Origin of the sequence: Inquilinus sp. CA228 (assembly GCF_052078665.1) — a bacterium.
In the GTDB taxonomy this organism is placed as follows: domain Bacteria; phylum Pseudomonadota; class Alphaproteobacteria; order DSM-16000; family Inquilinaceae; genus Inquilinus.
Genome location: NZ_JBQJIK010000064.1, coordinates 1 through 23,973, shown reverse-complemented (window position 1 = coordinate 23,973; position 23,973 = coordinate 1). Strand labels below are relative to the sequence as shown.

Annotated in this window: 25 protein-coding genes; 11 read left to right on the top strand and 14 right to left on the bottom strand. The window is 70.8% G+C overall.

Annotated features, from left to right (window positions below; translation table 11 throughout):
• Window positions 1-9: 9 nt before the first annotated feature.
• Window positions 10-1,518 carry an efflux transporter outer membrane subunit gene (locus ACTOWL_RS27285; protein WP_441324435.1) on the bottom strand — a complete coding sequence of 503 codons (1,509 nt, stop codon included), beginning with the start codon at window positions 1,516-1,518 and terminating at the stop codon, window positions 10-12.
• 87 nt (window positions 1,519-1,605) lie between these two features.
• Window positions 1,606-2,202, bottom strand: coding sequence for a Spy/CpxP family protein refolding chaperone (locus ACTOWL_RS27280; RefSeq protein WP_441324434.1), 597 nt, complete (start codon window positions 2,200-2,202; stop codon window positions 1,606-1,608).
• Window positions 2,203-2,412: 210 nt separating this feature from the next.
• Here ACTOWL_RS27280 and ACTOWL_RS27275 point away from each other — a divergent pair, with 210 nt between their 5' ends.
• From ACTOWL_RS27275 to ACTOWL_RS27265, 3 genes are all read left to right on the top strand, one after another.
• Entirely contained in the window at window positions 2,413-3,141 is a 729-nt protein-coding gene (locus ACTOWL_RS27275) for a response regulator (protein ID WP_441324433.1), read from the top strand.
• Window positions 3,138-4,421 (top strand): ATP-binding protein, encoded by a 1,284-nt coding sequence (locus tag ACTOWL_RS27270; RefSeq protein WP_441324432.1) that lies wholly within the window; start codon window positions 3,138-3,140, stop codon window positions 4,419-4,421. Before ACTOWL_RS27275 ends, ACTOWL_RS27270 begins: the two co-directional genes overlap by 4 nt.
• A 98-nt stretch (window positions 4,422-4,519) precedes the next feature.
• Window positions 4,520-5,995, top strand: a complete 1,476-nt coding sequence (locus ACTOWL_RS27265; protein WP_441324431.1) for an MDR family MFS transporter — start codon at window positions 4,520-4,522, stop codon at window positions 5,993-5,995.
• A gap of 143 nt (window positions 5,996-6,138) precedes the next feature.
• Here the strand turns inward: ACTOWL_RS27265 and ACTOWL_RS27260 are convergent, their stop codons facing one another.
• The 3 genes from ACTOWL_RS27260 to ACTOWL_RS27250 all read right to left on the bottom strand — a co-directional run bounded on the left by ACTOWL_RS27260 (window position 6,139) and on the right by ACTOWL_RS27250 (window position 8,612).
• On the bottom strand, window positions 6,139-7,047 hold the full coding sequence (locus ACTOWL_RS27260) for a LysR family transcriptional regulator (protein WP_441324430.1): 909 nt from the start codon (window positions 7,045-7,047) through the stop codon (window positions 6,139-6,141).
• A 73-nt stretch (window positions 7,048-7,120) separates the two neighbouring features.
• Window positions 7,121-7,657 carry a hypothetical protein gene (locus ACTOWL_RS27255; RefSeq protein ID WP_441324429.1) on the bottom strand — a complete coding sequence of 179 codons (537 nt, stop codon included), beginning with the start codon at window positions 7,655-7,657 and terminating at the stop codon, window positions 7,121-7,123.
• 61 nt (window positions 7,658-7,718) lie between these two features.
• Window positions 7,719-8,612, bottom strand: a complete 894-nt coding sequence (locus ACTOWL_RS27250; protein ID WP_441324428.1) for a LysR family transcriptional regulator — start codon at window positions 8,610-8,612, stop codon at window positions 7,719-7,721.
• A 119-nt stretch (window positions 8,613-8,731) separates the two neighbouring features.
• Between ACTOWL_RS27250 and ACTOWL_RS27245 the strand changes: the two genes are divergently transcribed.
• Window positions 8,732-9,382: a GNAT family N-acetyltransferase gene (locus tag ACTOWL_RS27245; protein ID WP_441324427.1), complete on the top strand. Its 651-nt coding sequence runs from the start codon at window positions 8,732-8,734 to the stop codon at window positions 9,380-9,382.
• Entirely contained in the window at window positions 9,379-10,575 is a 1,197-nt protein-coding gene (locus ACTOWL_RS27240) for an MFS transporter (RefSeq protein WP_441324426.1), read from the top strand. The genes ACTOWL_RS27245 and ACTOWL_RS27240 overlap by 4 nt, the downstream gene beginning before the upstream one ends.
• Here ACTOWL_RS27240 and ACTOWL_RS27235 read toward each other — a convergent pair.
• Both ACTOWL_RS27235 and ACTOWL_RS27230 read right to left on the bottom strand, forming a co-directional pair.
• Complete coding sequence (locus tag ACTOWL_RS27235) at window positions 10,572-11,420, bottom strand: hypothetical protein (RefSeq protein WP_441324425.1); 849 nt, start codon at window positions 11,418-11,420, stop codon at window positions 10,572-10,574. The genes ACTOWL_RS27240 and ACTOWL_RS27235 overlap by 4 nt on opposite strands.
• A gap of 193 nt (window positions 11,421-11,613) precedes the next feature.
• Window positions 11,614-11,943, bottom strand: a complete 330-nt coding sequence (locus ACTOWL_RS27230; RefSeq protein ID WP_441324424.1) for an ArsR/SmtB family transcription factor — start codon at window positions 11,941-11,943, stop codon at window positions 11,614-11,616.
• Between the two features lie 123 nt (window positions 11,944-12,066).
• Here ACTOWL_RS27230 and ACTOWL_RS27225 point away from each other — a divergent pair, with 123 nt between their 5' ends.
• The 3 genes from ACTOWL_RS27225 (at window position 12,067) to ACTOWL_RS27215 (ending at window position 15,158) form a co-directional block, all read left to right on the top strand.
• Window positions 12,067-13,245, top strand: a complete 1,179-nt coding sequence (locus ACTOWL_RS27225) for an MFS transporter (RefSeq protein ID WP_441324423.1) — start codon at window positions 12,067-12,069, stop codon at window positions 13,243-13,245.
• A 126-nt stretch (window positions 13,246-13,371) separates the two neighbouring features.
• A complete protein-coding gene (wrbA, locus tag ACTOWL_RS27220; RefSeq protein ID WP_441324422.1) occupies window positions 13,372-13,971 on the top strand; it encodes an NAD(P)H:quinone oxidoreductase in 600 nt (199 codons plus the stop codon).
• A 197-nt stretch (window positions 13,972-14,168) separates the two neighbouring features.
• Window positions 14,169-15,158: a glutathione S-transferase family protein gene (locus ACTOWL_RS27215; RefSeq protein WP_441324421.1), complete on the top strand. Its 990-nt coding sequence runs from the start codon at window positions 14,169-14,171 to the stop codon at window positions 15,156-15,158.
• A 13-nt stretch (window positions 15,159-15,171) separates the two neighbouring features.
• On the opposite strand, the gene ACTOWL_RS27210 is transcribed toward ACTOWL_RS27215, so the two are convergent.
• The 6 genes from ACTOWL_RS27210 to argH all read right to left on the bottom strand — a co-directional run bounded on the left by ACTOWL_RS27210 (window position 15,172) and on the right by argH (window position 20,004).
• The gene (locus ACTOWL_RS27210) at window positions 15,172-15,522 is read right to left on the bottom strand and encodes a hypothetical protein (RefSeq protein WP_441324420.1); all 351 of its coding nucleotides are present in this window, start codon (window positions 15,520-15,522) and stop codon (window positions 15,172-15,174) included.
• Window positions 15,523-15,593: 71 nt separating this feature from the next.
• Window positions 15,594-15,983, bottom strand: coding sequence for a low affinity iron permease family protein (locus tag ACTOWL_RS27205; protein WP_441324419.1), 390 nt, complete (start codon window positions 15,981-15,983; stop codon window positions 15,594-15,596).
• A gap of 70 nt (window positions 15,984-16,053) precedes the next feature.
• Window positions 16,054-16,878, bottom strand: a complete 825-nt coding sequence (locus tag ACTOWL_RS27200) for an ABC transporter substrate-binding protein (RefSeq protein WP_441324418.1) — start codon at window positions 16,876-16,878, stop codon at window positions 16,054-16,056.
• Window positions 16,879-16,910: 32 nt separating this feature from the next.
• The gene (locus ACTOWL_RS27195) at window positions 16,911-17,675 is read right to left on the bottom strand and encodes an amino acid ABC transporter ATP-binding protein (protein ID WP_441324417.1); all 765 of its coding nucleotides are present in this window, start codon (window positions 17,673-17,675) and stop codon (window positions 16,911-16,913) included.
• 3 nt (window positions 17,676-17,678) lie between these two features.
• Window positions 17,679-18,566 carry an amino acid ABC transporter permease gene (locus ACTOWL_RS27190; RefSeq protein WP_441324416.1) on the bottom strand — a complete coding sequence of 296 codons (888 nt, stop codon included), beginning with the start codon at window positions 18,564-18,566 and terminating at the stop codon, window positions 17,679-17,681.
• Window positions 18,567-18,579: 13 nt separating this feature from the next.
• Window positions 18,580-20,004, bottom strand: coding sequence for an argininosuccinate lyase (gene argH / locus ACTOWL_RS27185; protein WP_441324415.1), 1,425 nt, complete (start codon window positions 20,002-20,004; stop codon window positions 18,580-18,582).
• A 125-nt stretch (window positions 20,005-20,129) separates the two neighbouring features.
• Here argH and ACTOWL_RS27180 point away from each other — a divergent pair, with 125 nt between their 5' ends.
• The 3 genes from ACTOWL_RS27180 (at window position 20,130) to ACTOWL_RS27170 (ending at window position 22,729) form a co-directional block, all read left to right on the top strand.
• Entirely contained in the window at window positions 20,130-21,032 is a 903-nt protein-coding gene (locus tag ACTOWL_RS27180) for a LysR substrate-binding domain-containing protein (protein ID WP_441324414.1), read from the top strand.
• 19 nt (window positions 21,033-21,051) lie between these two features.
• Window positions 21,052-21,396, top strand: coding sequence for a cupin domain-containing protein (locus tag ACTOWL_RS27175; RefSeq protein WP_441324413.1), 345 nt, complete (start codon window positions 21,052-21,054; stop codon window positions 21,394-21,396).
• A gap of 73 nt (window positions 21,397-21,469) precedes the next feature.
• Window positions 21,470-22,729: a 3-phosphoshikimate 1-carboxyvinyltransferase gene (locus ACTOWL_RS27170; protein ID WP_441324412.1), complete on the top strand. Its 1,260-nt coding sequence runs from the start codon at window positions 21,470-21,472 to the stop codon at window positions 22,727-22,729.
• On the opposite strand, the gene ACTOWL_RS27165 is transcribed toward ACTOWL_RS27170, so the two are convergent.
• Complete coding sequence (locus ACTOWL_RS27165; protein ID WP_441324411.1) at window positions 22,711-23,721, bottom strand: DMT family transporter; 1,011 nt, start codon at window positions 23,719-23,721, stop codon at window positions 22,711-22,713. The genes ACTOWL_RS27170 and ACTOWL_RS27165 overlap by 19 nt on opposite strands.
• Between the last annotated feature and the right edge of the window lie 252 nt (window positions 23,722-23,973).

Below are 23,973 nucleotides of genomic sequence, written 5' to 3'. Positions count from 1 at the left end.
ATCCGTCGGTCAATCGGGCAGGCTGGGGGTCGGCTGCTTCCGGCCGGCCGGGGTGTCGGTGCGGTTCCACCAGCCGCCGCCGAGCGCCTGGTACAGCGCCGCGGTGTCGCTGAGCCGCAGGGCCTGGGCCTGGATCCGGCTGATCCGCGCGTTCAGCAGGGCCGTCTGGGCGGTCAGCACGGTGGTGTAGGTGGTGGCGCCGGCCTGGTACTGGCTGAGGGCGATGGTCAGGCTGCGCTGGGCCGCCTGCTCCGCCGCCAGCTGCGCCTTCAGCGTGTCGGCGTCGTACTGGATCGCGTGCAGCGTGTCGGCGACGTCCTGGAACGACGACAGCACGGTGCTGCGGTACTGCGCGGCGGCGATGTCGAAGCCGGCCTCGGCCGCGCGCTTGTCGTGCAGCAGCGTGCCGCCGTCGAAGATGGTCTGGGTGATGCTGCCGGCCAGGGTCCAGGCCACCGTGCCGGGCGAGAACAGGTCGCCGAAGCTGCTGGCGCTGCTGCCGTAGCTGGCGCTGAGCGAGATCTGCGGCAGCATGTTGGCGATGGCGACGCCGATCTTGGCGCTGGCCGTGTGCAGCTGCGCTTCCGATGACCGGATGTCGGGCCGCTGCTCGACCAGCTGGGACGGCAGGCTGAGCGGCAGGTCGCTCGGCAGCGTCAGTGACGTCAGCTCGAAATCGTCGCCGGAGATCTCGCTGGGGAAGCGGCCGAGATAGATGGCCAGCTGGTTGCGCTGCTGCGCCAGCTGCTTCTGCAGCGGCGGCAGCAGCGCCTCGTCCTGCGCCACCGTGGCCTGCTGCGCCGCCACATCGGCCTGCGAGATGCCGCCGAGCGCGAACTGCTGCTGCAGGATGCCGAGGAAGGCGCGCTCGGTCTTGATGATGTCCTCGGTGGCCGCGATCTGGGCCCGGAGCGAGGCCTCCTGGATCGCCGCCGTCGCCACGTTGCTGCTGATCGTCAGGTAGCTGGCCTCGAGCTGGTAGCGCTCGTAATCGGCCGTGGCCTGCAGCGATTCGATGTTGCGCCTTGTGCCGCCCCAGACGTCGAGGTCGTAGGACACGTCGACCGAGGCGCCGGTGACGTTGTAGACCGAGGTCACGGTCTGCGAGCCGGCGGTGGTCGACACCGTGCTGTTGCTCTGCTCCCGCGTGGCGGAGCTGGAGCCGCTGACGGTCGGGAACAGCGCGCCCTGCCCGGCGGCAACGTTCTCCTGCGCCTGGCGCAGCGTCGCCTGGGCCGATTGGATGTCGGGATTGGCCTTCAGCGCCTCGGCCACCAGCCGGTTCAGCGGGTCGGACCGGAACACGCGCCACCAGTCGCCCGGGATGTCCCGGCCGTTCTGGATGCGCTGCGAGGCGCCGCCCGGCACATTGGCAGAGGCGGTCTGCGCCAAGGGCGTGCCGGGCGTGTACTGGCCGACGCCGGGCGCGGCCGGACGCTCGAAGTCGGGACCGACCGCGCAGCCCGCCAGGATCAGGGCGGTGAGCGACGCGGCGCCCCGCAGAAGATGTGATCTCACGATGACCGATCAGTGTCGGGAACAGATAGAAACCATCGGGCCGGCCCGGTTGCGTGGGGGGAACACCGGGCCGGCCCGACCGGTCCGTCAGCCGGCGTGGGGCGCCGGACGCTCGGCCGGGGGGCCGAAGCGCTGATCCTGCGGACCGGGACCAGGGAAGGGAGGCGGCGGCCCCATGTGCCGCTCCGCCTGCTGCAGCAGGGCGATCTGCTCCGGCGTCAGCTTGTCGCGCAGGGTCGTGATCGCCGATTTCAGTGTCTCCGCCGCCTCGGCCCGGGCGATGGCGGCATCGGCCAGGCGCTCGGCCGGGGCGAAGGCCTCCTTGCCATCCGCCGGCGTGCCCATCGGCGGCCGCGTCGGCCCCGCCACGGCCAGGAGGGCGCTGGTGTAGTCGCGCCAGGCGTCGAGCTGGTCGGCGCGGATGCCGATCAGGGTCTCGAGACCGGCGAGGTCGCGGGCCAGCTTCATCTTGAAGTCCGGACCGCGGCGCCAGCCGGGGCCGGGCCGGTCCGGACCGCCCATGCCTCCAGGGCTTGGCGGCAGCGCGTCCGGCGCGGCAGTGTGGATCGCATCGACGTTGACGGGGTCGGCCAGGGCGGTGCCGCCCGGACTCATCACCGTGCCGAGGGTGAGACCGATGACACCGGCCGTCGCAACCCCGATGATGGCGACAGTGGATTTCATCGATGACTCCTGTTGCTGTGAACGAGGCGAAGCTAGGCCTGCGATGTTTCTGCCATTGGTCCGCCCATTGCCGAATGTGGACCGCCAGAGGAAATTGGTTGCCCAACGTTGCCATCCGGCCGCCGGCAATACTCCGTTGCACAAAATTCGCCGCTTGCCGTCTTCGACACCGTAAAGATCATGACAACAGCCTTGGCGACTTCACGATCGATGCAGACTTCTCCCCATATCCTTGTCGTCGACGACGACCCCGAGATCCGCCGTCTGCTCGGCCGCTATCTCGACGGCCAGAACTTCCGGGTCACCCTGGCCGCCGACCGGCGCGAATGCGAGGAGCGTCTGGCCGCGGGCCGGATCGACCTGCTGGTGCTCGACGTCATGCTGCCCGACGGCTCCGGCCTCGAGATCTGCCGCGAGCTGAGCCGGCGCAAGCCGCATCTGCCGGTGATCCTGCTGACCGCGCTGAAGGAGGATGTCGACCGCATCATCGGCCTCGAGATCGGCGCCGACGACTATCTCGGCAAGCCGTTCAACCCGCGCGAGCTGGTGGCGCGGATCCGCGCCGTGCTGCGGCGGACCGCGGTGGCCGTGCCGGACGAAACGCCGCCGCTCGGCCACTATCGCTTCGCCAGCTTCGTCGCCGACCCCGCCACGCGGCGCATCGTCGACGACACCGGCGAGGAGGTGATCCTGACCGGCGCCGAGTTCGAGCTGCTGCTGGCCTTCCTGGAGCGGCCGGGCCGGATCCTGTCGCGCGACCAACTGCTGGATCTGACCCAGGGCCGCGAGGCGGAGCCGCTGGACCGGTCGATCGACGTGCTGGTCAGCCGGCTGCGCCGCAAGCTCGGCGACGGCGGCCGGTTCCAGCTGTTCAAGACGGTGCGCAACGGCGGCTACCAGCTCGCCGTCTCGGTCGAGCAGATGGGAGGGCCGGCGTGAACTCGCTGCGCGCCCGCATCATCCTGCTGCTGGCGGTGTCCATCATCGCCGTGGTCGGCATCGCCAGCTTCGTCGCCCTGCTGCTGCTGCGCGAGCCCTCGCCCACCCGCACCATCGATCCCTTCGCCCGCCAGGTCCGCCTGATCGCCGATCTGGTCGAGAACGGCATCGGGCCGGTCGACAATCCCGGGCGGACGGCGGATTTCGAGCTGCATCCGGGCCCCGCTCCCGGCGAGCCGAACCCCCGCATCGCCGAGTTCCTGCAGGAGGCGATGCGCAAGACCGGCCCGGTGCTGCCGGTGATCGTGAGCCGGCAGTCCCCCGACATGTCGCCGACCCTGTCGGTGCAGATCGACCCGCGCCGCTGGCTGTGGCTGCCGATGTCCGACCTGCCGCTGCCGCAGGGCCTGCCGACGGCCTTCGCCGGCTGGATGCTGCTGCTGGTGCTGGGGGCGACCGGTATCGCCGCGGTCGCCGCCGACCGGGTGATCCGGCCCCTGGCCCTGCTGGAGGGCACCATCGCCCGGATCGGCCCGGACGGCACCCTGCCGGAGCTGCCGGAGACCGGCTCGGCCGAGATGAAGACCACGGCGCGGACGCTGAACCGCCTGTCGGCCCGGCTGCGCGCGGCGATGGAGAGCCGGATGCGGCTGGTCGCCGCCGCCGGGCACGATCTGCGCACGCCGATGACCCGGATGCGGCTGCGCGCCGAGTTCCTGCCGGAGGAAGAGCGCGACGCCTGGCTGAAGGATCTCGACGAGCTCGACCGCATCGCCGACAGCGCCATCCGGCTGGTGCGCGAGGAGGTCGAGGGCGGCGACGCCGAGCCGCTGCGGCTCGACCGGCTGGTCGAGACCGTCAGCACAGAGCTGGCCGAGCAGGGGCTGCCGGTGACGCTGCTGCGGGCCGAGCCGGCCTCGGTCAAGGCCGGACCGCTGGCGCTGAAGCGCGCGCTGCGCACCCTGGTGATCAACGCCGCCACCCACGGCAAGGGGGCCGAAGTGACGCTGGACGCTGCCCGGGGCGAGGGCGAAGGCGAGGCCCGCATCACCATCGCCGACCGCGGCCCCGGCATCCCGCCGGAGCTGCTGGCCCGGGTGTTCGAGCCGTTCTTCCGGGTCGACCCGGCGCGGCGGCAGACGGTGCCGGGCGCCGGGCTGGGCCTCGCCATCGCCAAGGAGATCGTCGACCGCACCGGCGGCCGCATCGAGATCGCCAACCGGCCGGAAGGCGGCCTGGTCCAGATCGTGACGCTGCCGCTGAAGGACGCGGCGGCCTAGCCGCAAGGCTGGTCCCGGTCCTTCGCCGCCCTCCCCGCTTGCCTGAGCCGCTAGGATAGGCGTCCCGACTCGCGCGGGGCGGGAGGAAGCGGCAAAAAATGAACCTGACCCAGTCCGAGACCCACACCATTGTGCTCGGCGCCCTGCTGGCGCTGTTCCTGTCGGCGCTCGACCAGACCATCGTCGCCACCGCCCTGCCCTCGATCGGGCGCGAGCTGGGCGATTTCGAGCTGATCTCCTGGGTCGTCACCGCCTATCTGCTGACCTCGACCTGCGCCACGCCGATCCTCGGCAAGCTCAGCGACCTGTACGGCCGCCGGCTGATGCTGCTGGGCTGCCTGATCGTGTTCCTGGCCGCCTCGGCGCTGTGCGCCCTCTCGACCTCCATGACCATGCTGATCGCGTCGCGCGCCCTGCAGGGGCTGGGCGGCGGCGGCCTGCTGACCCTGGCCCAGACCGTGATCGCCGATGTGGTGGCGCCGCGCGAGCGGGGCCGCTATGCCGCCTATTTCGCCACGGTCTGGGCCGGTTCCGCCCTGATCGGCCCGACCCTCGGCGGCGCCCTGACCCAGTACGTCGGCTGGCCCTGGATCTTCTGGATCAACTTGCCGCTGGGCCTGCTGGCGCTGGGCATCGTCGACCGGGCGCTGCGCAAGCTGCCGGTGCCGCGGGTCAAGGCGCGGATCGATTTCATCTCGATCGCCCTCCTCACCCTCGGCACCACGGCGCTGCTGCTCGGCCTGTCCTGGGGCGGCACGGCCTTTCCCTGGGCCTCGCTGCCGGTGGTCGCCGCGGTGGCGGTGGCCGGGCTCGGCGGCTGGCTGTTCTTCCGCCGCCAGAGCCGGGTGGCGGAACCGATCCTGCCGCCGCGCTTCCTCGGCGACGCCGTGGTCGGGCCGGTGCTGACCGCGGTCTTCCTCGCCTTCGGCGGATATCTGGTGCTGGCGGTGCTGGCGCCGACCTATCTGCAGGTGGCGCTGCAGGCCGGAACCGGCGAGGTCGGACTGCTGATGATCCCGCTGATGGTGTCGACCACCGTCACCGCCTCGCTGTGCGGCCGCTACATCACCCGCACCGGCACCTATCGCCGGCCGCCGATGGTCGGGCTGCCGGTGGCGATCGTGGCGGCGCTGGTGCTGGCTGCGGTGGCGACGCACACCACGCCGCTGGTCGCCTCCGGCCTGCTGATGATCATCGGGCTCGGCGTCGGCCCGATCTTCCCGGCCAGCATGGTGGCGTCGCAGAACGCCGCGGCGATCCGCGACCTCGGCGCCGTGACCGGGGCCGTCGGCTTCTCCCGCGCCCTCGGCGGAGCCATCCTGGTCGCGGCCGGGTCGGCGCTGGTGCTGGGGCTGATCGTGGCCTGGAGCCCGTCGGTCGCCTCGGTCTCGGGGCTGGAGGAGCTGGTGCGCCGGCCGCTGAGCGAGGCCGAGCGCGTCGAGATCGCCCGCGCCTTCGCCGTGCTGTTCGCGGCGGTGGCAGCGGTCTTCGCCCTCAGCCTGGTGACCTATCTGCGGGTCGAGCACCGGCCGCTGCGCAGCCAGACCCACAACGCCGACAGCGGGGCGGGCTAGGAGCCCGTCCGATAATGCTACTGGCGCGGCCGCCTGATGGCGGTTTCTCCGCTTCCGGTGCTCACGGACTCAAACTTCCGCTGCGCGCCGGTTCTCGAAACCACCGCCAGTCGACTCACGCCAGCGCATTCTCGAACGGGCTCCTAACGCCGCTCCCAGATCGGCTCGGCGGCGAAGCGTTCGACCAAAAAATCCACCACCGCCCGCACCTTGGGGGCCAGGTTGCGGTTGTGCGGCCAGACGGCGTAGATCGCGCCGAACGGGTTCTCGTAGTCGGTCAACAGCGGCACCAGCCGCCCGGCGGCGATGTCCGGGCCGACGATGAAGTCCGGCGACAGGGCCAGCGCGGCGCCGGCCAGCAGCGCCGCCAGCGTCACCTCGGCATTGTTGGCGCGCAGCCGGCCGTCGACCCGCACCGTCTCCAGCCGCCCGTCCGGGCCGAGGAACTCCCACTCGTTCTGGTCGGCGGCATAGCTGTAGAGGACGCAGTCGTGCCGGGCGAGGTCGGCCGGCGTGCGCGGCACGCCGTGGCGCTCGAGATAGGACGGCGCGGCGCAGACCAGCCGCCGGCAGGGGGCGATGCGGCGGGCTACCAGGCTGGAATCCTGCAGCCGGGTGATGCGGATCACCAGGTCGAAGCCCTCGGCCACGACGTCGACAAAGCGGTCCTCGAACAGGGCCTCGATCCGCAGCTCGGGCCAGCGCGCCAGCATCTCCGGCACCAGCGGCGCCAGGTATTCCCGGCCGAAGCTGGCCGGCGCGTTCAGCCGCAGCAGGCCGCGCGGCTCGGCCGAGAGATGGGTGATCGCCCGCTCCGCCTCCTCGACCTCGCGGGCGACGCGGATGCAGCGCTCGTAGAAATCCTGCCCGGCATCGGTCGGGCTGAGGGTGCGGGTGGTGCGGTTGAGCAACCGGGCGCCGAGCCGGTCCTCCAGCTTCGCGATCTGCTTGCTGACCGCGGATTTCGACAGGCCGAGCCGCACCGCCGCGGCCGAGAAGCTGCGGCTGTCGACGACCTGGGCGAAGACGATCATGGCGCCGGGCATGTCCATGACCGGCAAGGTCTACGAGGCGCAGCGCGGGGTCAACGCCTCGACGCCGGCTCCGAGGGATAAGGGCAGGCTCTCAACGAGGAATCTTGGTGATCTCCCGGACGGCAACCGAATGCTCCGCATGCACCCGGTCGCCGGGCTTGAGAAAGGAGAGATCCGCGTCGCCGGCCTCGACGGTACCGCTGATGGTGAGGGATTCGCCGGTTGGCGCCTGCAGCGTGACCGTCGTGGTGCTGCCATTCGTCCGGATTGCGGTGGCGGTGGCGGTAAGGATTTCGGGCTCATTTGGCGACGGCGGCATGATCATCAACACATCGAACCACACCACCTGAACCCGATCTCCAGCCCGGATCGCATCGGTCACCGGAGGAGCGAAATCGAGCTCGAATAATCGTATCGTCCCGTCGTCCAGACGGAGGTCCAGAAAGCTCCCGGACTGGAAATCCGCCACCCTGCCCTGCTCACGATGCCCCTCCGCCAGCAGCGCCCACGACTTCGATGGCGTCGGGCTCGGGCGGGAGGAAGCCGTCTTGCTTGCCGGTGCGCAGCTTGCCATCGCGATGATCGAGCATGCGGCTATAACCGGAAGGAGAAACCGAAGAGGTTTCATCAGCGCGTGCCCCACCGAGACGTAGGGAAGCTTCGCCTAGTCCCGGAGCCTCGGCAAGAGATCACACTGTGGATCGCTCCGCCACCGCCTGGTTCAGCGCGGCGATGGTCTCGCGCAGGCCGCGGGCCAGCGGCTTGTCGCGGCGCAGCACCAGGCCGAGCCGGCGGTGCAGCCGCGGCGACAGCGGATGGACGGCCAGGCCCGGCGCCTGCGCCACCGCCATCGAGGGCAGGATGGCGCAGCCGAGGCCGGCGCCGACCAGTTCTTTTATGGCCTCGACGCTGCCCAGCTCCATCACCGGCTTCAGGCTGATCCCGGCCCGCGCGAACCAGTCGTCGACGATGCGCCGGGTGTGGCCGCCGGGCTCATAGGCCACGACCGGCCGGCCGGCCAGCGAAGCCGGCGTCACCATCGGCGGCAGGTCGTCGGCCTCGGCCGGGGCGACGGCAACGAACTCCTCCTCCATCAGCGGCGTCACGGCGAAGGCGCGGCCCGGCGCCGGCAGGGTGACGAGGCCGAGGTCGAGCGCGTTCTCCTCCAAGAGGCGCAGGATGCCGGCGGTGTTGCCGGTCGAGACCACGATCTCGAGCGACGGCAGGCGGCGGCGCAGCGCCCGCAACACCGACGGCAGCAGGTAGATGCAGGCAGTGGCGCCGGTGCCCAACCGGACTCGCCCGATCGTGCCGCCGGCGTGCTCCGCCATCGCCTCGACCGCCGCCGCGACCTCGGCCTCAATCCGCCCGGCATGGACCAGCAGGTCCCGCCCCGCCGCGGTCGGGTTGGCCCGCCGCCCGACCCGCTCGACCAGCCGGATGCCGAGCCGAGTCTCGAGCTGCCGGATCTGCAGGCTGACCGCCGGCTGGGTCAGGTTCAGCCGGGCCGCGGCGCCGGAGAAGCTGCTGGCCCGGATCACCTCGGCGAAGGTGCGCAGCTGGTCGAGGCTGAGCCCGCGCATCCAAAGAATTCCTTATGCTCTGCATTGGATATCCGAATTTCTCTTATCCGTCACGGAAGCGCAATCTCGGCCTGTCCCCACCACGGCCCTGCCCGATGCCTTGCCCTGTGTTGTCCGAGATGCTGCATTGGCTGTCCGCCTCGCCGCAGTCGCGCCGGCGCCAGATCGAGGTGCTGCGCGGCCGCGCCGATCCTGACCGAGAGACCATGATGCCCGACCGTCCCCTCGCCTCCCCGATCACCATCCGCGATGCGGCGGAGACGGACCTGCCGGCCGTCCAGGCGATCTATGCCCGGCACGTGCTGCACGGCTTCGCCAGCTTCGAGGAGGTGCCGCCGGAGACGGCGGAGCTGGCGGCGCGGCGGGCGGCAGTGCTGGCCCAGGGCCTGCCCTATCTGGCGGCGGAGATCGACGGCCGCGTGGCCGGCTACGCCTATGCCGGCGCCTACCGGCCGCGCCCGGCCTATCGCCACACCATCGAGGATTCGGTCTATGTCGCCGACGGCCTGGCCGGCCGCGGCATCGGCCGGGCCCTGCTGGGAACGCTGATCGAGCGCTGCGAGACCGGCCCCTGGCGCCAGATGGTGGCGGTGATCGGCGACAGCGGCAATGCCGGCTCGATCGCGCTGCACGAGGCGTTCGGCTTCCGCCGGGCCGGCCTCCTGCAATCGACCGGCTTCAAGCTCGGGCGCTGGGTCGACACCGTGCTGATGCAGCGGGCGCTCGGCCCCGGCGACACGGCCCCGCCCCAGCCCTGGCCGGGCGCTTGATCCGGCGCGGCACCGTCCTCGGACTCGGCCTGGCCCAGCTGATCAGCTGGGGCACCACCTACTACCTGATCGGCGGCTTCGGCCCGCGGATCATCGCCGAGACCGGCTGGAGCCACACCCTGGTGCATGGCGGCTTCTCCGCCGCGCTGCTGGTGATGGGGCTGTCCTCCGCCTGGGTCGGGCGGCTGATCGACCGCCGTGGCGGCCGTTTCGTGATGACGGCGGGATCGGTGCTGTCGGCGCTCGGCTGTGCCGGCCTCGCCTTGGCCCGGGACCCGGTCTCGTATTATGGCGCCTGGCTGGTGCTGGGGCTGGCGATGCGCTGCACCCTGTACGACGCCGCCTTCGCCGCGCTGGCGCGGATCGGCGGGGCGGAGGCGCGGAAGCCGATGGCGCAGATCACGCTGCTGGGCGGGCTGGCCTCCACCGCCTTCTGGCCGATCGGCGAGCAGCTGGCCACGCTGTTCGGCTGGCGCGGCGCGGTCTTCGCCTATGCCGGCTTCGCGCTGCTGACCATCCCGCTGCATCTGGCCCTGCCCGCCGGCCGCAGCGGCGAGCGCGCGCGGCCGGCCGCGGCGGCGCCCCCACCGCTGGCCGGCAGCCGGCGGGAGCCCTGGATCGCCGGCGCGCTCTACGCCCTGATCGTGACCCTGACCAACATCCTGAACGCCGGCATGTCGGCGCATATGATCGGCATCCTGGCCGGGCTCGGCCTGGCGGCGCCGGTCGCGGTCTGGATCGCGACGCTGCGCGGCATCGGCCAGTCCGGCGCCCGGCTGGCGGAGGTGCTGTTCGGCGGCGGGCTGTCGCCGCCGGCGCTGACCCTGGCGGCGGCGGCCGTGCTGCCGGTGTGCTTCGTGGCGGGGCTGTGGAGCGGCCAGATCGCGGCGGCGGCGATCGCCTTCACCTTCCTCTACGGCGCCGGCAACGGCCTGCTGACCATCACCCGCGGCACGCTGCCCCTGGTGCTGTTCGACCCGAGCCGCTACGGCGCCATCGCCGGAAGGCTGCTGGTGCCGGGCTTCCTGTGCTCGGCCGCGGCGCCGATCGCCTATGCCGCGGTGATCGAAAGGCTGGGCGAGGCCGCGGCGCTGTGGCTCTCGGCCGCGCTGGCGGCCGTCACCCTGGCCGCGGCGGCGGGGCTGTGCGCCGTGTGCCGGACCGGCCGGACGGCGCCCGTGTCAGGTCCTTAGGCGGAGTTGGCCCAGTAGGCCTCGCGGCGGTCGACCACCAGGTCGCCGCGCCCGCTGTGGCCGGCATCCTTGCGGCCGCCCTTGACGTGGTCCATGAAGCGGCCGAGGCGCGAATTGATCAGCACATGCTTGGCCCGGGCGCCGATGCCCTCGGCGATGTCGTGGGACCGGTGGCCGGCCTGCTCGACCTGGCGGCGGACCACGTCGAACAGATAGGCGTCGTGGAACTCGTATTCCCGGAACAGCCCGTCCTCGGTGTACAGCCGCTCGAACGCCGCCAGCATCTCCTGCGTCGCCGGATGGCGCAGGTTGTAGGCGATGAAGCCGCATTCGGTGTAGGTCGGCCGGTGCAGATGGCCGACGAAGCAGTCCGGCGGGACGAAGCCCTCCAGCTCCTGCCAGGTCGGCGCGGCGAAGAACAGGCTGTCGGCGTCGACCCAGATCAGCACGTCGCTGTCGCAGGTCCTGGCGGCGTGGAAGATGGCGAAGGCCTTGTGGGCGAAGCGCACGGCGTCCCAGCGGAAGCCGGCGCCCCAGTTGCGCTCGCCCAGCTTGATCCGGTTCTTGTAGGGGTTGCGCGACAGCTTGAAGCGGTAGCGCTGGGTCTGGCCATGCGCCAGCGGGTTGTCGGCGTGCCGGCGCTTGAACGCCATCAGGTCCGGGCAGCTCCTGACCAGGTCGCGCACGGTGACTCGGTCGCTTCGCACCTCGGGCACGAAGTTCTCGCGATACAGGATCAAGGGGATCTCGTCCGGCCAGTGCCGATCGAAGGTCTCGATCATGCGCCGGCCGTATTCGGCATAGCCGGCGGCATGGCAGGTTGTGACGACTGAGAATGTCCGCATGGGCTGACTCGGACGACGCAAGGGCGTCATCATCTGGGGATTGCGCTGGGTCTTGGGCTCGAAACGCATGGGGACCCGCAGCGTTCCCGAGCCTTTGCGGGGGGCACCATAACCGGCGGGGTGGGTGTCGCGAAATTACCGTTTCGTAACCGAAAGTTTCCGGGCAGCCGCGGATTCGCTGGACAGGGACGTGCTATGACGCCGGTCCGGAGGGCTTCGTCCTGCGCGCATTTGTCACGACGGAGTCGAGCAGGCCGGGGAACGTCTCGTCCAGGTCGTCGCGCCGCAGCGAGATGAAGCGCTGCGTGCCGACGATCCGGGTCCAGGTCACCCCGGCCTCACGCAGCTTGGCGTAGTGATAGGACAGCGCGGTCTTGGTGGCCCCGTCGCCGAAGCTGCTGCAGGAGACCTCGCCCACCTCGGCCAGCGTGGCGACGATGCCCAGCCGGGTCGGGTCGCTGAGCGCGGCCAGGATGGTCACGAGGTCGAGCTGGTCGCGATCGGGCTGGAAGGGCGGGCGCATGCGGCAGATCTAGCCGATCCGCCGCAGCGTTTCAATGTTCAACGAATTTTGAACAATCCGCTTGACGGCCGGCCGGCGGGACGGGGTATGGTTCAAAGATCATTGAACAATGGAACACGGTCGATGCCCGCCTCCCTGGTCTGGCTCGCGATCGGCGCTTTCGCCATCGGCACCGAAGCCCTGATGATCGCCGGGCTGCTGCCCGCGATCGCCGCGGATTTCCACAGCTCCGTCGCCACCGCCGGGCAGTTGATCACGATCTTCGCCCTCGCCTATGCCGTCGGCTCGCCGATCCTGTCGGCGCTGTGCGGCGGCCTCGACCGGCGCCGGCTGCTGGTCATGGCGCTGCTGGCCTTCACCGTCTCGAACCTGCTGGCGGCGCTGGCCGGGAGCCTGTGGCAGCTGGTCGCCGCCCGGGTGCTGCTGGCGCTCAGCGCCGGGCTGTTCATGCCGACCGCCTATGCCGTGGCGGCCTCGCTGGTGCCGCCCGAGCGGCGCGGCCGGGCGATCGCCGCGGTGACCAGCGGCATGACCATCGCCACAGCGCTGGGCGTGCCGCTCGGCGCCTGGATCGGCAACCATTTCGACTGGCGCGCCACCTTCGTGATCGTCGCGGTGCTCGGCCTGGCCGGGGTGGCGGGGCTGCGCTTCGGCCTGCCGGCGAAGCTGCCGCTCGGCGCCAGCACCCTGGCCGAACGGCTGGCCGTGGCCCGCCGGCCGGCGGTGCTGCAGGCGCTGGTCGTGACCTTCTTCTGGATCGCCGCCGCCTTCGTCCTCTACACCTTCATCGCGCCCTATCTGGAGCACACGGCCGGGATCGGCCCGGACGGGGTCAGCGCCGTGCTGTTCCTGTTCGGCATCGGCTCCGCCATCGGCAACGCCCTCGGCGGCCAGCTGACCGACAGGATCGGCCCGGTGCGGCTGCAGCTCGGCGCCCTGGTCTTCCTGACCCTGGCCCTGGCCGGCCTGGGCGCCGCCACCGCCCTGCCGAGCGGCCAGGCGCTGTTCGCGGTGGCGCCGCTGATGCTGGTCTGGAGCATCGCCGGCTGGGCCTTCCACCCGGCGCAGACGACGCGGCTGATCCGGCTGGCGCCGGAGGTCGGGATGATCGCGGCGTCGCTGAACGCCTCGGCGCTCTATGCCGGCATCGCCTTCGGCTCGGCGCTCGGGGCGGCGACGCTGGATCGGGGCGGAGTCACGGCGCTCGGCTGGGTCGGCGCCCTGTCGGCGGCGATCGCCCTCGTCCTGCTGGCGGCGACGGCGCGGCGGCGGGAGACGGCTGCGGCGACCCAGGCGGCGTAGAGCCGCCAGCCGGATCGTCGCCTCCCAGGAAACAATCCTGTGCCGGATCGGCGGGTTCCCCCGCCTCGCTCCGAGGACTACCTTTCAGCCGCAGCACAGGCTGCCAGCCCGAAGGGAATCCATGCGATGACGAAGGTCCTGGTCCTCTACTACAGCTCCTACGGCCATATCGAGACCATGGCCACGGCGGTGGCCGAAGGCGTGCGCGAGGCGGGCGGCGAAGCCACCATCAAGCGCGTGCCCGAGCTGGTGCCGGAAGAGACCGCCCGCGCCTCCCACTTCAAGCTCGACCAGGCGGCGCCGATCGCCACGATCGACGAGCTGCCCGACTACGACGCCGTGATCTTCGGCGTGCCGACCCGCTTCGGCATGATGGCGGCGCAGATGCGGAACTTCCTCGACCAGGCCGGCGGCCTGTGGATGAAGGGCGCCCTGATCGGCAAGGTCGGCAGCGTCTTCGCCTCGAGCGCGACCCAGCATGGCGGCCAGGAGGCGACGATCCTGAGCTTCCACACCTTCCTGCTGCATCAGGGCATGGTGGTGGTCGGCCTGCCCTACTCCTTCCAGGGCCAGATGACGCTGGACGAGATCTCCGGCGGGTCGCCCTACGGCGCCACCACCATCGCCGGTGGCCAGGGCCAGCGCCAGCCGAGCGCCAACGAGCTCGCCGGCGCCCGCTTCCAGGGCGCGCATGTGACCAAGATCGCCGCGAAGCTCGCCGGCTGAGAGCCCGCCCGATACTGCTACTGGTGCGGCCGTCTGACGGCGGTTTCTCCGCTTCCGGTGCTCACGGACTTTAACGTCCGCTGCGCGCCGGTTCTCGAAACCACCGCCAGCCGACTCACACCAGCGCAGTCTCGAACGGGCTCTGAATCTGTTGGATGATGCCGCCGGGTCCTGCTCGGCGGCGGATGGAGGATTCGATGGGCCTGCTGATCGAGGGCCGCTGGGCCGACCAGTGGTACGACACCAGATCGACCGGCGGGCGCTTCGTGCGGCAGGACAGCGCCTTCCGCGGCAAGGTCACGGCCGATGGCAGCTCCGGCTTCAAGGCCGAGCCCGGCCGCTACCACCTCTATGTCTGCTACGCCTGCCCCTGGGCGCACCGCACCCTGATCGTGCGGGCGCTGAAGGGGCTGCAGGACGTGGTCTCGGTCGACGCGGTCGACCCCTTCATGGGCGCCCAGGGCTGGACCTTCGCCGATCTCCGCACCGGAGAGCGCTCGCCCGGCGCCACCGGCGACCGGGTCAACGGCAAGGCGGCGCTGCACGAAGTCTACACCCTGGCCAGGCCGGACTACACCGGCCGGGTCACCGTGCCGGTGCTGTGGGACAAGCAGACCGGCACGATCGTGAACAACGAATCGGCCGAGATCATCCGGATGCTGAACTCGGAGTTCGAGGAATTCGCCGATCGATCGGTCAATCTATCGCCGGCCGCGTTGCTGCCCGAGATCGACGCGATCAACGCCGAGGTCTACGACCGGGTGAACAACGGCGTCTACAAGGCCGGCTTCGCCACCGACCAGGCGGTCTATGAGGAGGCGGTGACCCGGCTGTTCGAGACGCTGGAGCGGCTGGAGACGCATCTGTCGGCGCATCGTTGGCTGGTCGGCGACCGGCTGACCGAGGCCGACATCCGGCTGTTCACCACGCTGCTGCGCTTCGACCCGGTCTATCACGGTCACTTCAAGTGCAACCTGCGGCCGCTGCACGAGTATCCGGCGCTGTGGGGCTTCACCCGCGAGATCGCGCAGCGGCCGGGCGTGGCCGCGACGATCGAGATGACGCATATCAAGCGGCACTATTACGAGAGCCACCACAGCATCAACCCGACCGGCATCGTGCCGAAGGGCCCGGTGCTGGACCTGGCGGCCCCGCACGGACGGGAGCGTCTGCCGGAGGGGCGGTGACCGGGATCGCCGGTCAGACCCCGAGCACCGCGGTGCGGAGGATCCGGACCAGCAGGAACAGGGCGGTGAAGGCCAGAGCCTCGTCCCACAGGTTGAGGCGGCCCGGCTGCGGCGGTTCGCGCGCGGCCCAGGCGAACAGCGCGGTCCACATCGCGGACAGGAACATCACCATCTGCAGCAGCGCCAGCATGTCGGCGAGCGAGCGCTGGCCAGGCAGCGCGATCACCCCGAGCAGGGCCAGCACGGCGCCGAACCGCAGGCCGAAGCTGGCGATGCGGCGGCGGGACTCCGGGTCGGTGCGCTGCCAGATCGTCCCGGCCGGGGCCGGCTGGGCGGCCGCCCGGGAGGTTTCCGTGTCATGCATGATCGTCATCCTTGACCGGCCCGTCGCGTCATCGCGGCCGTGTCGGAGCGCGACCCTGCGCCGCCCCGGCATCAAGTCTCCATACGATTTCCGCGGGACCGCGCCTTGCTCGCCAGCTTCTCGTATTCCTCGCGGATCTGACGGATCTCCTCCTCGGAGTGATCCTCGAGGTCGAGCAGGGAATTGCGGGCCGTCCTGGTGGCGCGGATCAGCTCGTCGATCTTGATCTGCAACGCCGCGGTGTCGCGGTTCTGGGTGCTCTGGATCAGGAACACCATCAGGAAGGTGACGATCGTGGTGGCGGTGTTCACGGTGAGCTGCCACGCGTCGGAAAAGCCGGCGAACGGCCCGATCGCGGCCCACAAGACGATCAACCCTGCCGCCGCCCCGAAGGTGATGGGGTGGCCGGCGAGATGGGAGATGCGGGTGGCGAAACGGGCGAACCAGGGACTGTCCTTCACGGCATCCTCCGGGCAAGGGTGGATGCCATGAGAACGGGACGACCGGACGGATCGTGCCGAGGCGGGGCGGTTACTGCCCCTGGTTCAGGGCCGCCGGCAGGGCGTTGGTCTGCAGGCCGTACTTGGCCAGGATCTGGTCGTAGGTGCCGTCGGCCTGCAGCGTCTCGACCGCGGCCTTGACCGCGTCGCGCAGCTGCGGCTCGGACTTCAGCACCGGGATGCCGACCAGGGATTCGGTGAAGGCCTGGCCGATCGGCACATAGGTGTCCGGCTCCAGCTTCTGGAAATAGGGCAGCGTCTCGTTGCCCTGTGCAGCGGCCTGCAGGCGCTGGGTCTTCAGCTGGGTGCGGGCGTCGGCCGAGCCCTCGGTGCCGACCACGGTGATCGCCGGCTTGCCCTTGGCGACGCAGTTGGCGTCGCTCCACTCGCCGATCTGCTGCGGCCAGTTGGTCGAGCGGCTGGCGCCCACCGCCTTGCCGCACAGATCGTCGGTCGACTTGATCTCACCCGCCAGCGCCGTGATCGTGTAGAACTGCGCGCCGGACTTCATGTAGTCGATGAAATCGGCGGTCTCGCGCCGCGCCGGCGTGTCGCTCATCCCCGCCATCACCATGTCGATGCGGCCGGTCTGCAGCGACGGCAGCATCTGGGCGAAGGCGATCTCCTGGAACTCGGCCTCGACGCCCAGCTGCTTGGCGATCGCCTTGCCGAGGTCGATGTCGACGCCCTGCAGCTCGTTGGTCGCCGGGTCCTTGAAGATGATCGGCGGGTAGTTGTTGTTGGTGCCGATGATGATCTTGCCGGCCTGCTTGATCCGGTCGGGCACGGTCTGCGCCGAGGCGGATGCGGCGGCGAGCGCAGCGACGGAAGCGGCGAGCAGGGCGAAACGAAACATTGAGGCCTCTCCTGTTGTTGGTTTTCCGCCGGTCACGACAGGACGGCGGCGATGAAGTCGCGGGTGCGTGCCTCGCGCGGGCTGCCCAGCACCTGCTGCGGCGGGCCGATCTCGACGATCCGGCCGCGATCCATGAACACGACCCGGCCGGCAACCTCGCGGGCGAAGCCCAGCTCGTGCGTCACCACGATCATGGTCATGCCGCTGGCGGCGAGGTCGCGCATCACCGCCAGCACCTCGCCCACCAGCTCGGGGTCGAGCGCCGATGTCGGCTCGTCGAACAGCATCAGCTTCGGCTTCATCGCCAAGGCGCGGGCGATGGCGATGCGCTGCTGCTGGCCGCCGGACAGCTCGGCCGGATAGGCGTCGCGCTTGTCGGCCAGGCCGACGCGCTGCAGCAGCGCCGTCGCCTCGGCCACCACCTGCGCCTTCGGCCGCTTCTGCACCGTCACCGGGCCTTCGATGATGTTGCCCAGCACGGTCAGGTGCGCGAACAGGTTGAAGCGCTGGAACACCATGCCGCTGGCCAGGCGCTGGCGCGCCACCTCGCGGTCGGTCAGGGCGTAGAGGGCGTCGCCCTCCTGCCGGAAGCCGGCGAGCTCGCCATCGACCCAGACGGCGCCGCCATCGACGCTTTCGAGCTGGTTGATGCAGCGCAGCAGTGTGCTCTTGCCCGAGCCGGACGGACCGATAATGCACAGCACCTCGCCGCGCTCGACCTCCAGCGACACGCCCTGCAGCGCGTGCAGCGACCCGAAATGTTTGTCGACATCGGCGGCGACCACCATCGGCGGCATGGCTCAGGCCTCCTTCGGCTGATCGATGACCACGGCGCGCTTGGCCCGGTTGTCGCCGCGGCCGCGGGCGAAGCGCTTCTCCAGGAAGTGCTGGCCGATGCTGAGCACCGTGACCACCACCAGGTACCAGATCGCGGCGACGATCAGCAGCTCGATCACCCGGGCGTTGGCGTAGTAGATGGTCTGGGCGTTGCGCAGCATCTCGGCGTATTGGATGACGCTGGCGACCGAGGTCAGCTTGACCATGCTGATCACCTCGTTGCCGACCGGCGGGATGATCACCCGCATCGCCTGCGGCAGCACGATGCGGCGCAGCGCCACCAGCCGGGTCATGCCGATCGCCTTGGCCGCCTCGGTCTGGCCGAGATCGACCGACAGGATGCCGCCGCGCACCACCTCGGCGGTGTAGGCGCCCTGGTTGATGCCGAGGCCCAGCAGCGTCGCCATGAAGGGCGTCATCAGATCGACCGTCCGCGCCTCGAACAGGCCGGGGATGCCGATCATCGGGAACACCAGCGCCAGGTTGAACCACAGCAGCAGCTGCAGCAGCAGCGGCGTGCCGCGGAAGAACCAGATGTAGCCGATCGCCACGGTCTTCAGCACCGGGTTGGGCGACATCACCATGATGGCGAACAGGACGCCGAGCGCGATGCCCAGCGCCATGGCGCAGACCGTCATCAGGATGGTGTTGGCCAGGCCGGACAGGATCGCCGGGGCGGTGAAGAACTGCCCGACCACCGGCCAGGCGATCTGGCCCTCGGCGAAGGCTTTTGCGATCGCCGCCAGGGCCAGCAGGATCAGCGCCGCCGCGACCCAGCGGCCGTAGTGCCGGCGCGGCACATGGCGCAGATGGGCGATCGAATAGGGCGAGGTGCCGGTGGTGTCGGTCATGAGCCCTCTCCGTTCAGCCGCGCGGGCCATCATAGGCCTGGGCCCAGCTGTCCTGCTCGACCAGCAGCTCGCGCAGCCGCGCCAGCTGCTCGCGCACCCGGTCCCGGGCCGTGCCGCCATGGCCGCTGCGGGCGGCCACCGCCGCCTCCGGCGTCAGGCAGGACCGGATCTCCGGCGTCAGCCGCGGGTCGACCGCCGCCAAATCGGCATCCGCCAGATCCTCCAGCCCGATGCCGCGGTCCTCGCAGCTTCGGACCAGGGCGCCGGTGATCTCATGCGCCTCGGAGAAGGGCACGCCGCGCCGGGCCAGCCAGTCCGCCACCTCGGTCGCCAGCGTGAAGCCCTCGACCGACTGGCGCTTCAGCGTGTCGACATTGACCCGCAAGGTGCGCAGCATCCCGGCCATCGCCGGCAGCACGGCGTCGAGCGTGTCGACCGCCTCGAAGGCGGCGCGCTTGTCCTCGGCCAGGTCGCGGTTGTAGGCGAAGGGCAGGCCCTTCAGCGCCGTCAGCATCGCCGTCAGCCCGCCGATCAGCCGGGCGGCGCGGCCGCGCGTCAGCTCGGCGATGTCGGCGTTCTTCTTCTGCGGCATGATCGAGGAGCCGGTGGCGTAGGCGTCGTCCAGCTCGACCCAGCGGAACTGGCGCGACGACCACAGGAACACCTCCTCCGCCAGCCGCGACAGATGCACCGACAGCATCGCGGCGACGAACAGGAACTCGGCGACATGGTCGCGGCTGCCGACCGCGTCGATCGAGTTCTCGCAGGGGCCGTCATAACCCAGCTCGGCCGCCGACAGGTCGGGCCTGAGCGCGATGGCGGAGCCGGCCAGCGCGGCAGCACCGAGCGGCGACCGTGCGCTGCGCCGGTCCCAGTCCTGCAGCCGCTCGACATCGCGGGCGAAGGTCTGGGCGTGGGCCAGCAGCTGGTGGGCGAAGGTGACCGGCTGGGCCGGCTGCAGATGGGTGAAGCCCGGCGCCAGCGTCGCCACATGCGCCTCGGCCTGCCCGACCAGCGCCTGCTGCAGAAGCATGACATGGCCGGCCAGGCGGCGGGCGACGTCGCGCAAATACAGCTTCAGGTCGTTGGCCGCCTGGTCGTTGCGCGACCTTCCGGCGCGCAGCTTGCCGCCGAGGGTCCCGAGCCGCTCGGTCAGCGCGCGCTCGAGGAAGGTGTGGACGTCCTCGTCGCCCTCGTTCGGGCGGACCGTGCCGGCGGCGGTGTCGCGCGCCAGATCGGACAGAGCGGCGGCGATGGTTTCGCCCTCGGCCCCGGTCAGGATGCCGGCCCGCACCAGCTCGCGCGCATGGGCGGCCGAGGCGGCGAGATCGTAGGGCGCGAGGCGGAAATGGCTGGGGTCGGAGCGCGACAGGGCCATCAGCTCCGGCGCGGGCGCGGCACGGAAGCGGGCGCCCCAGAGTCGGGTCGGTTCGGTCATGCTCGGCTCCCTGTTCGGCAGGGATGCTGGCAAGCGGCGGGGGCAGCGACAATGGAAATGATTTCCCCGCGATAGTCCGGAATGGAATATCGTGCGTGCCAGTCCAAACCCTCATAGCCCGAGAGATGCCGCAGATCCCCCTGCCCTCCACCACCGCGCTGCGCGTCCTGGCCGCGCTGGTCGAGCACGGCTCGGCCTCGGAGGCGGCGAAGAGCGTGCACCTGACCCAGAGCGCGGTCAGCAAGCAGCTGCGCAGCCTGGAGGAGATCGCCGGCCTGCCGCTGTTCGCCCGCACCGGCCGCGGCCTGGTGCCGACCGAGGCCGGGCGGATCTACGTCGCCCAGGCGCGGATCGCGCTGGGGGCGCTGGAGACCGCGGCCGGGCGGATCGCGGCGCTGCGCGGGTCGCCCAACGCCATCCGGCTGCATGTCCTGCCGATCCTGGGCGATCGCTGGCTGGTGCCGCGCCTGTCGCAGCTGGCCAAGGCGCGGCCGGAGCTGGAGGTGCAGTTCACCACCCAGGCCACCGGCGACACGGTCGAGGAGGCCGATGGCGTGTTCCGCTTCGGCGAGGGCGACTGGCCGGGCCAGGAGGCGGAGTACCTGTTCGGCCGCGATGTCGCGCTGGTCGGGGCGCCGGCGCTGCTGGGGCGGATGGGCGGCATCGCCACGGCCGAGGATGTGTGCCGCTACACCGTGCTGGACCACCGCCACACGCCGCTGCGCTGGAGCGAGTTCGCCGAGGCGCAGGGGTTGGTGGAGTTCACCCCGGCCCATATGGTGCATTTCGGCTTCTACGCGCTGGTGATCCGCGCCGCCATCGGCGGCCAGGGCCTGGCCCTGGTGCCGCGCTGCCTGATCGGCGAGGAATTGCTGACCGGGCGGTTGGTCAATCCGGCTGGGCTGGGCTTCCACAGCCGCCACGGCTACTGGTTCACCGTGCCGACGGACCGGGTACCGCGGCCCGGCCTGGTCGCCTTCCGCGACTGGCTGCTGGGCGAGGCCCGGACACTCGGGCCGGATCCATGAAACGCAAAGGGAGACCGTCATGAAGCCCGTCATCGACCGCCAGGCCTGGGCCGAGGATCCCGAGCGCTGGCATGGTGAGATCCAGCTCGGCAAGCACGGCGCCGGCGTCTCGGTGATCTTCTTCGACCGGGCCGAGCCCGGCGGCGGCCCGAAGCTGCACCGCCACCCCTATCCCGAGACCTTCATCATCCGCGCCGGCCGTGTTCTGTTCACCCTGGGCGCCCAGGAGATCCTGGCCGAGGCCGGGCAGATCGTGGTGGTGCCGGCCAACACGCCGCACAAATTCACCAATCCCGGCCCCGGCCCGCTGCAGACCATCGATATCCACGAGAACGGCAGCTTCATCACCGAATGGCTCGAATGAGCCGATCGCGCTGGTTGAAGGCCGCGGAGACCGCTAGGACAGGACGATCACACCAGAGATCTGGACGACCGGCATGGATGCGCGCGCAAACGGTTTGACGATCAAGGCGCCGGGCCGGCCGCTGACCGGCCGGGTGACTCCGCCGGGGTCGAAGTCGATCACCAACCGCGTCCTGCTGCTGGCGGCGCTGGCCCGCGGCACCAGCCGCCTGACCGGGGCGCTGAAGAGCGACGACACCAAACTGATGGCGACCGCCCTGCGCGCCATGGGCGTGACGGTCGAGGAGCCGGACGAGACCAGCTTCACCGTCACCGGCACCGGCCGGCTGCTGGCCCCGGCCGGGCCGCTGTTCCTGGGCAATGCCGGCACCGCGACGCGCTTCCTGACCGCCGCCGTGACCATGGTCGACGGCACCGTGGTGGTCGACGGCGACGCGCATATGCGCAAGCGGCCGATCGGCCCGCTGGTGCAGGCCCTGCGCTCGCTCGGCATCGACATCACCGACAGCAACGGATATCCGCCGGTGACCGTGCGCGGCCATGGGCCCTTCGCCGCCGGCCGGGTCGAGATCGATGGCGGCCTGTCCAGCCAGTACATCTCCGCCCTGCTGATGGCCGCCGCCTGCGGCACCGGGCCGGTCGAGGTGGCGCTGACGGGCAAGGAGATCGGCGCCCGCGGCTATGTCGACCTCACCGTGGCGGCGATGCGGGCCTTCGGCGCCGAGGTCGAGCAGCTGGACGAGGCGACCTGGCGCGTGCAGCCGACCGGCTACCGCGCCGCCGACCATGTGATCGAGCCCGACGCCTCGGCCGCGACCTATCTGTGGGGCGCCGAGGTGCTGACCGGCGGCGCCATCGACCTGGGCGTGCCCGCGTTCACCCAGCCGGACGCCAAGGCCCAGGCGCTGATCGCGCGGTTCCCGCAGTTGCCGGCAGTGATCGACGGATCGCAGATGCAGGATGCGGTGCCGACCCTGGCGGTGCTGGCGGCGTTCAATGAGACGCCGGTGCGCTTCACCGGCATCGCCAATCTCCGGGTCAAGGAATGCGACCGCGTCGCCGCGCTGGCGACCGAGCTGTCGCGCATCCGCCCCGGACTGGGCCGCGAGGAGGGCGACGACCTGATCGTCGCCTCCGACCCTGCCCTGGCCGGCCAAATGCTGCCGACCCGGATCGAGACCTATGCCGACCACCGCATCGCCATGAGCTTCGCCCTGGCCGGGCTGAAGATCGGCGGCATCACCATCCTCGACCCCGGCTGCGTGGCGAAGACCTATCCCGGCTTCTGGGATGCCCTGGCATCCCTGGGTGTGACCTATGACGAGGTGGCCTGACCGGGCACGCCGCGCCACAGCTTCGCGAACAGCCGTCCGTCCAGCGCGACCAGGCCGAGCGCGATCAGCGCCATGCCGGCCCAGGCGCGGCCGGACAGGACCTCGCCCAGCACCAGGTGGCCCAGCAGCATCGCGCTGGGCGGGATCAGCAGCGTCACCAGCACCGTGTTGGTGGCGCCGACCCGGGCCAGCAGCTTGAAATAGAGGACATAGGCCAGCGAGGTGCTGAGCAGCGCCAGGCCGACCAGCGATGCCACCGTGGTCCCGCTCGGCATCGGCAGGGTCCAGGGCCGGTCGACCAGGGCGACGATCGGCAGCATCATCAGGCTGGTGGCGCTGACCTGGCCGGTGGCGGTGACCATCGGCGGCAGGCGGCGGAAGCGCCGCCCGAAGATGCCGGCGAAGGCATAGGACAGGGCGGCGCCGAGGATGGCGATCTGGGCCGTCACCTCACCCCCGAGCCCGCCCAGCACCTGCGGGCCGATCAGCACCACGACCCCGGCGAGGCCGAGCAGCACCCCGGCCAGCCGCTTCGGCGTGATCTTCTCGTCGGCGGTCAGGACATGGGCGACCAGCACGGTGAACAGCGGCGTGGTGGCGTTCAGGATGGCGGCGAGGCCGCTGCCGATCCGGGTCTGGCCCCAGACGATCAGGCAGAACGGGATCAGGTTGTTCAGGATCCCCATGCCGAAGAAGGCGGCCCAGGTGCCACGGTCGCGCGGCAGGGCCTGGCGGGTCAGCCACAGCACCGGCAGCAGCGCCGCGGCCGCCAGCCCGACCCGGGCGAGGACGACGGTCAGCGGCGGCAGCTCGGCCACCGCCATCTTGGCGAAGAAGAACGACCCGCCCCAGACGACCGACAGGGCGATCAGCAGCAGCCAGTCGGCGAGAGCCATCGCGGGCGGGGCTGCGGGTTTGGTGATGCTCATGCCGTTGTTCTCGCCGAGACCGGAGAGGCCCGCCACCCGGTTCTTGCGGCCGAATCCCGCCATGCAGGACTGGCCCGTGAAAGCGTCGGAGCACCGGCGGCACCGGATGGTCTAGCAAGGAGTATGCGCGGCTGACTTTTACTGTCATTGCCGGGCTTGACCCGGCAATCCAGAGAATGTCGAGACCCTCTGGATGCCCGGGTCAAGACCCTATGGGGAGTGGATAGCGACCGCGCCTGTGAGAGGTTGAGGTTGCTGAACCAACCCTGGAGGCGATGATGCAGAGTCCCGAAGGCCAGAGCACGACGGCCGCTA

Excerpts from the sequence above, each read along its gene's own strand:
- ACTOWL_RS27250 (WP_441324428.1), bottom strand. The coding sequence starts at position 8,612 with ATGCGCGGGCTCAGCCTCGACCAGCTGCGCACCTTCGCCGAGGTGATC.
- argH (WP_441324415.1), bottom strand. The coding sequence starts at position 20,004 with ATGACCGAACCGACCCGACTCTGGGGCGCCCGCTTCCGTGCCGCGCCC.
- ACTOWL_RS27265 (WP_441324431.1), top strand. The coding sequence starts at position 4,520 with ATGAACCTGACCCAGTCCGAGACCCACACCATTGTGCTCGGCGCCCTG.
- ACTOWL_RS27260 (WP_441324430.1), bottom strand. The coding sequence starts at position 7,047 with ATGGACATGCCCGGCGCCATGATCGTCTTCGCCCAGGTCGTCGACAGC.
- ACTOWL_RS27195 (WP_441324417.1), bottom strand. The coding sequence starts at position 17,675 with ATGCCGCCGATGGTGGTCGCCGCCGATGTCGACAAACATTTCGGGTCG.
- wrbA (WP_441324422.1), top strand. The coding sequence starts at position 13,372 with ATGACGAAGGTCCTGGTCCTCTACTACAGCTCCTACGGCCATATCGAG.
- ACTOWL_RS27210 (WP_441324420.1), bottom strand. The coding sequence starts at position 15,522 with ATGCATGACACGGAAACCTCCCGGGCGGCCGCCCAGCCGGCCCCGGCC.
- ACTOWL_RS27280 (WP_441324434.1), bottom strand. The coding sequence starts at position 2,202 with ATGAAATCCACTGTCGCCATCATCGGGGTTGCGACGGCCGGTGTCATC.
- ACTOWL_RS27215 (WP_441324421.1), top strand. The coding sequence starts at position 14,169 with ATGGGCCTGCTGATCGAGGGCCGCTGGGCCGACCAGTGGTACGACACC.
- ACTOWL_RS27170 (WP_441324412.1), top strand. The coding sequence starts at position 21,470 with ATGGATGCGCGCGCAAACGGTTTGACGATCAAGGCGCCGGGCCGGCCG.
- ACTOWL_RS27230 (WP_441324424.1), bottom strand. The coding sequence starts at position 11,943 with ATGCGCCCGCCCTTCCAGCCCGATCGCGACCAGCTCGACCTCGTGACC.
- ACTOWL_RS27190 (WP_441324416.1), bottom strand. The coding sequence starts at position 18,566 with ATGACCGACACCACCGGCACCTCGCCCTATTCGATCGCCCATCTGCGC.
- ACTOWL_RS27245 (WP_441324427.1), top strand. The coding sequence starts at position 8,732 with ATGCTGCATTGGCTGTCCGCCTCGCCGCAGTCGCGCCGGCGCCAGATC.
- ACTOWL_RS27275 (WP_441324433.1), top strand. The coding sequence starts at position 2,413 with ATGCAGACTTCTCCCCATATCCTTGTCGTCGACGACGACCCCGAGATC.
- ACTOWL_RS27180 (WP_441324414.1), top strand. The coding sequence starts at position 20,130 with ATGCCGCAGATCCCCCTGCCCTCCACCACCGCGCTGCGCGTCCTGGCC.
- ACTOWL_RS27235 (WP_441324425.1), bottom strand. The coding sequence starts at position 11,420 with ATGCGGACATTCTCAGTCGTCACAACCTGCCATGCCGCCGGCTATGCC.
- ACTOWL_RS27200 (WP_441324418.1), bottom strand. The coding sequence starts at position 16,878 with ATGTTTCGTTTCGCCCTGCTCGCCGCTTCCGTCGCTGCGCTCGCCGCC.
- ACTOWL_RS27165 (WP_441324411.1), bottom strand. The coding sequence starts at position 23,721 with ATGGCGGGATTCGGCCGCAAGAACCGGGTGGCGGGCCTCTCCGGTCTC.
- ACTOWL_RS27175 (WP_441324413.1), top strand. The coding sequence starts at position 21,052 with ATGAAGCCCGTCATCGACCGCCAGGCCTGGGCCGAGGATCCCGAGCGC.
- ACTOWL_RS27225 (WP_441324423.1), top strand. The coding sequence starts at position 12,067 with ATGCCCGCCTCCCTGGTCTGGCTCGCGATCGGCGCTTTCGCCATCGGC.
- ACTOWL_RS27255 (WP_441324429.1), bottom strand. The coding sequence starts at position 7,657 with ATGAAACCTCTTCGGTTTCTCCTTCCGGTTATAGCCGCATGCTCGATC.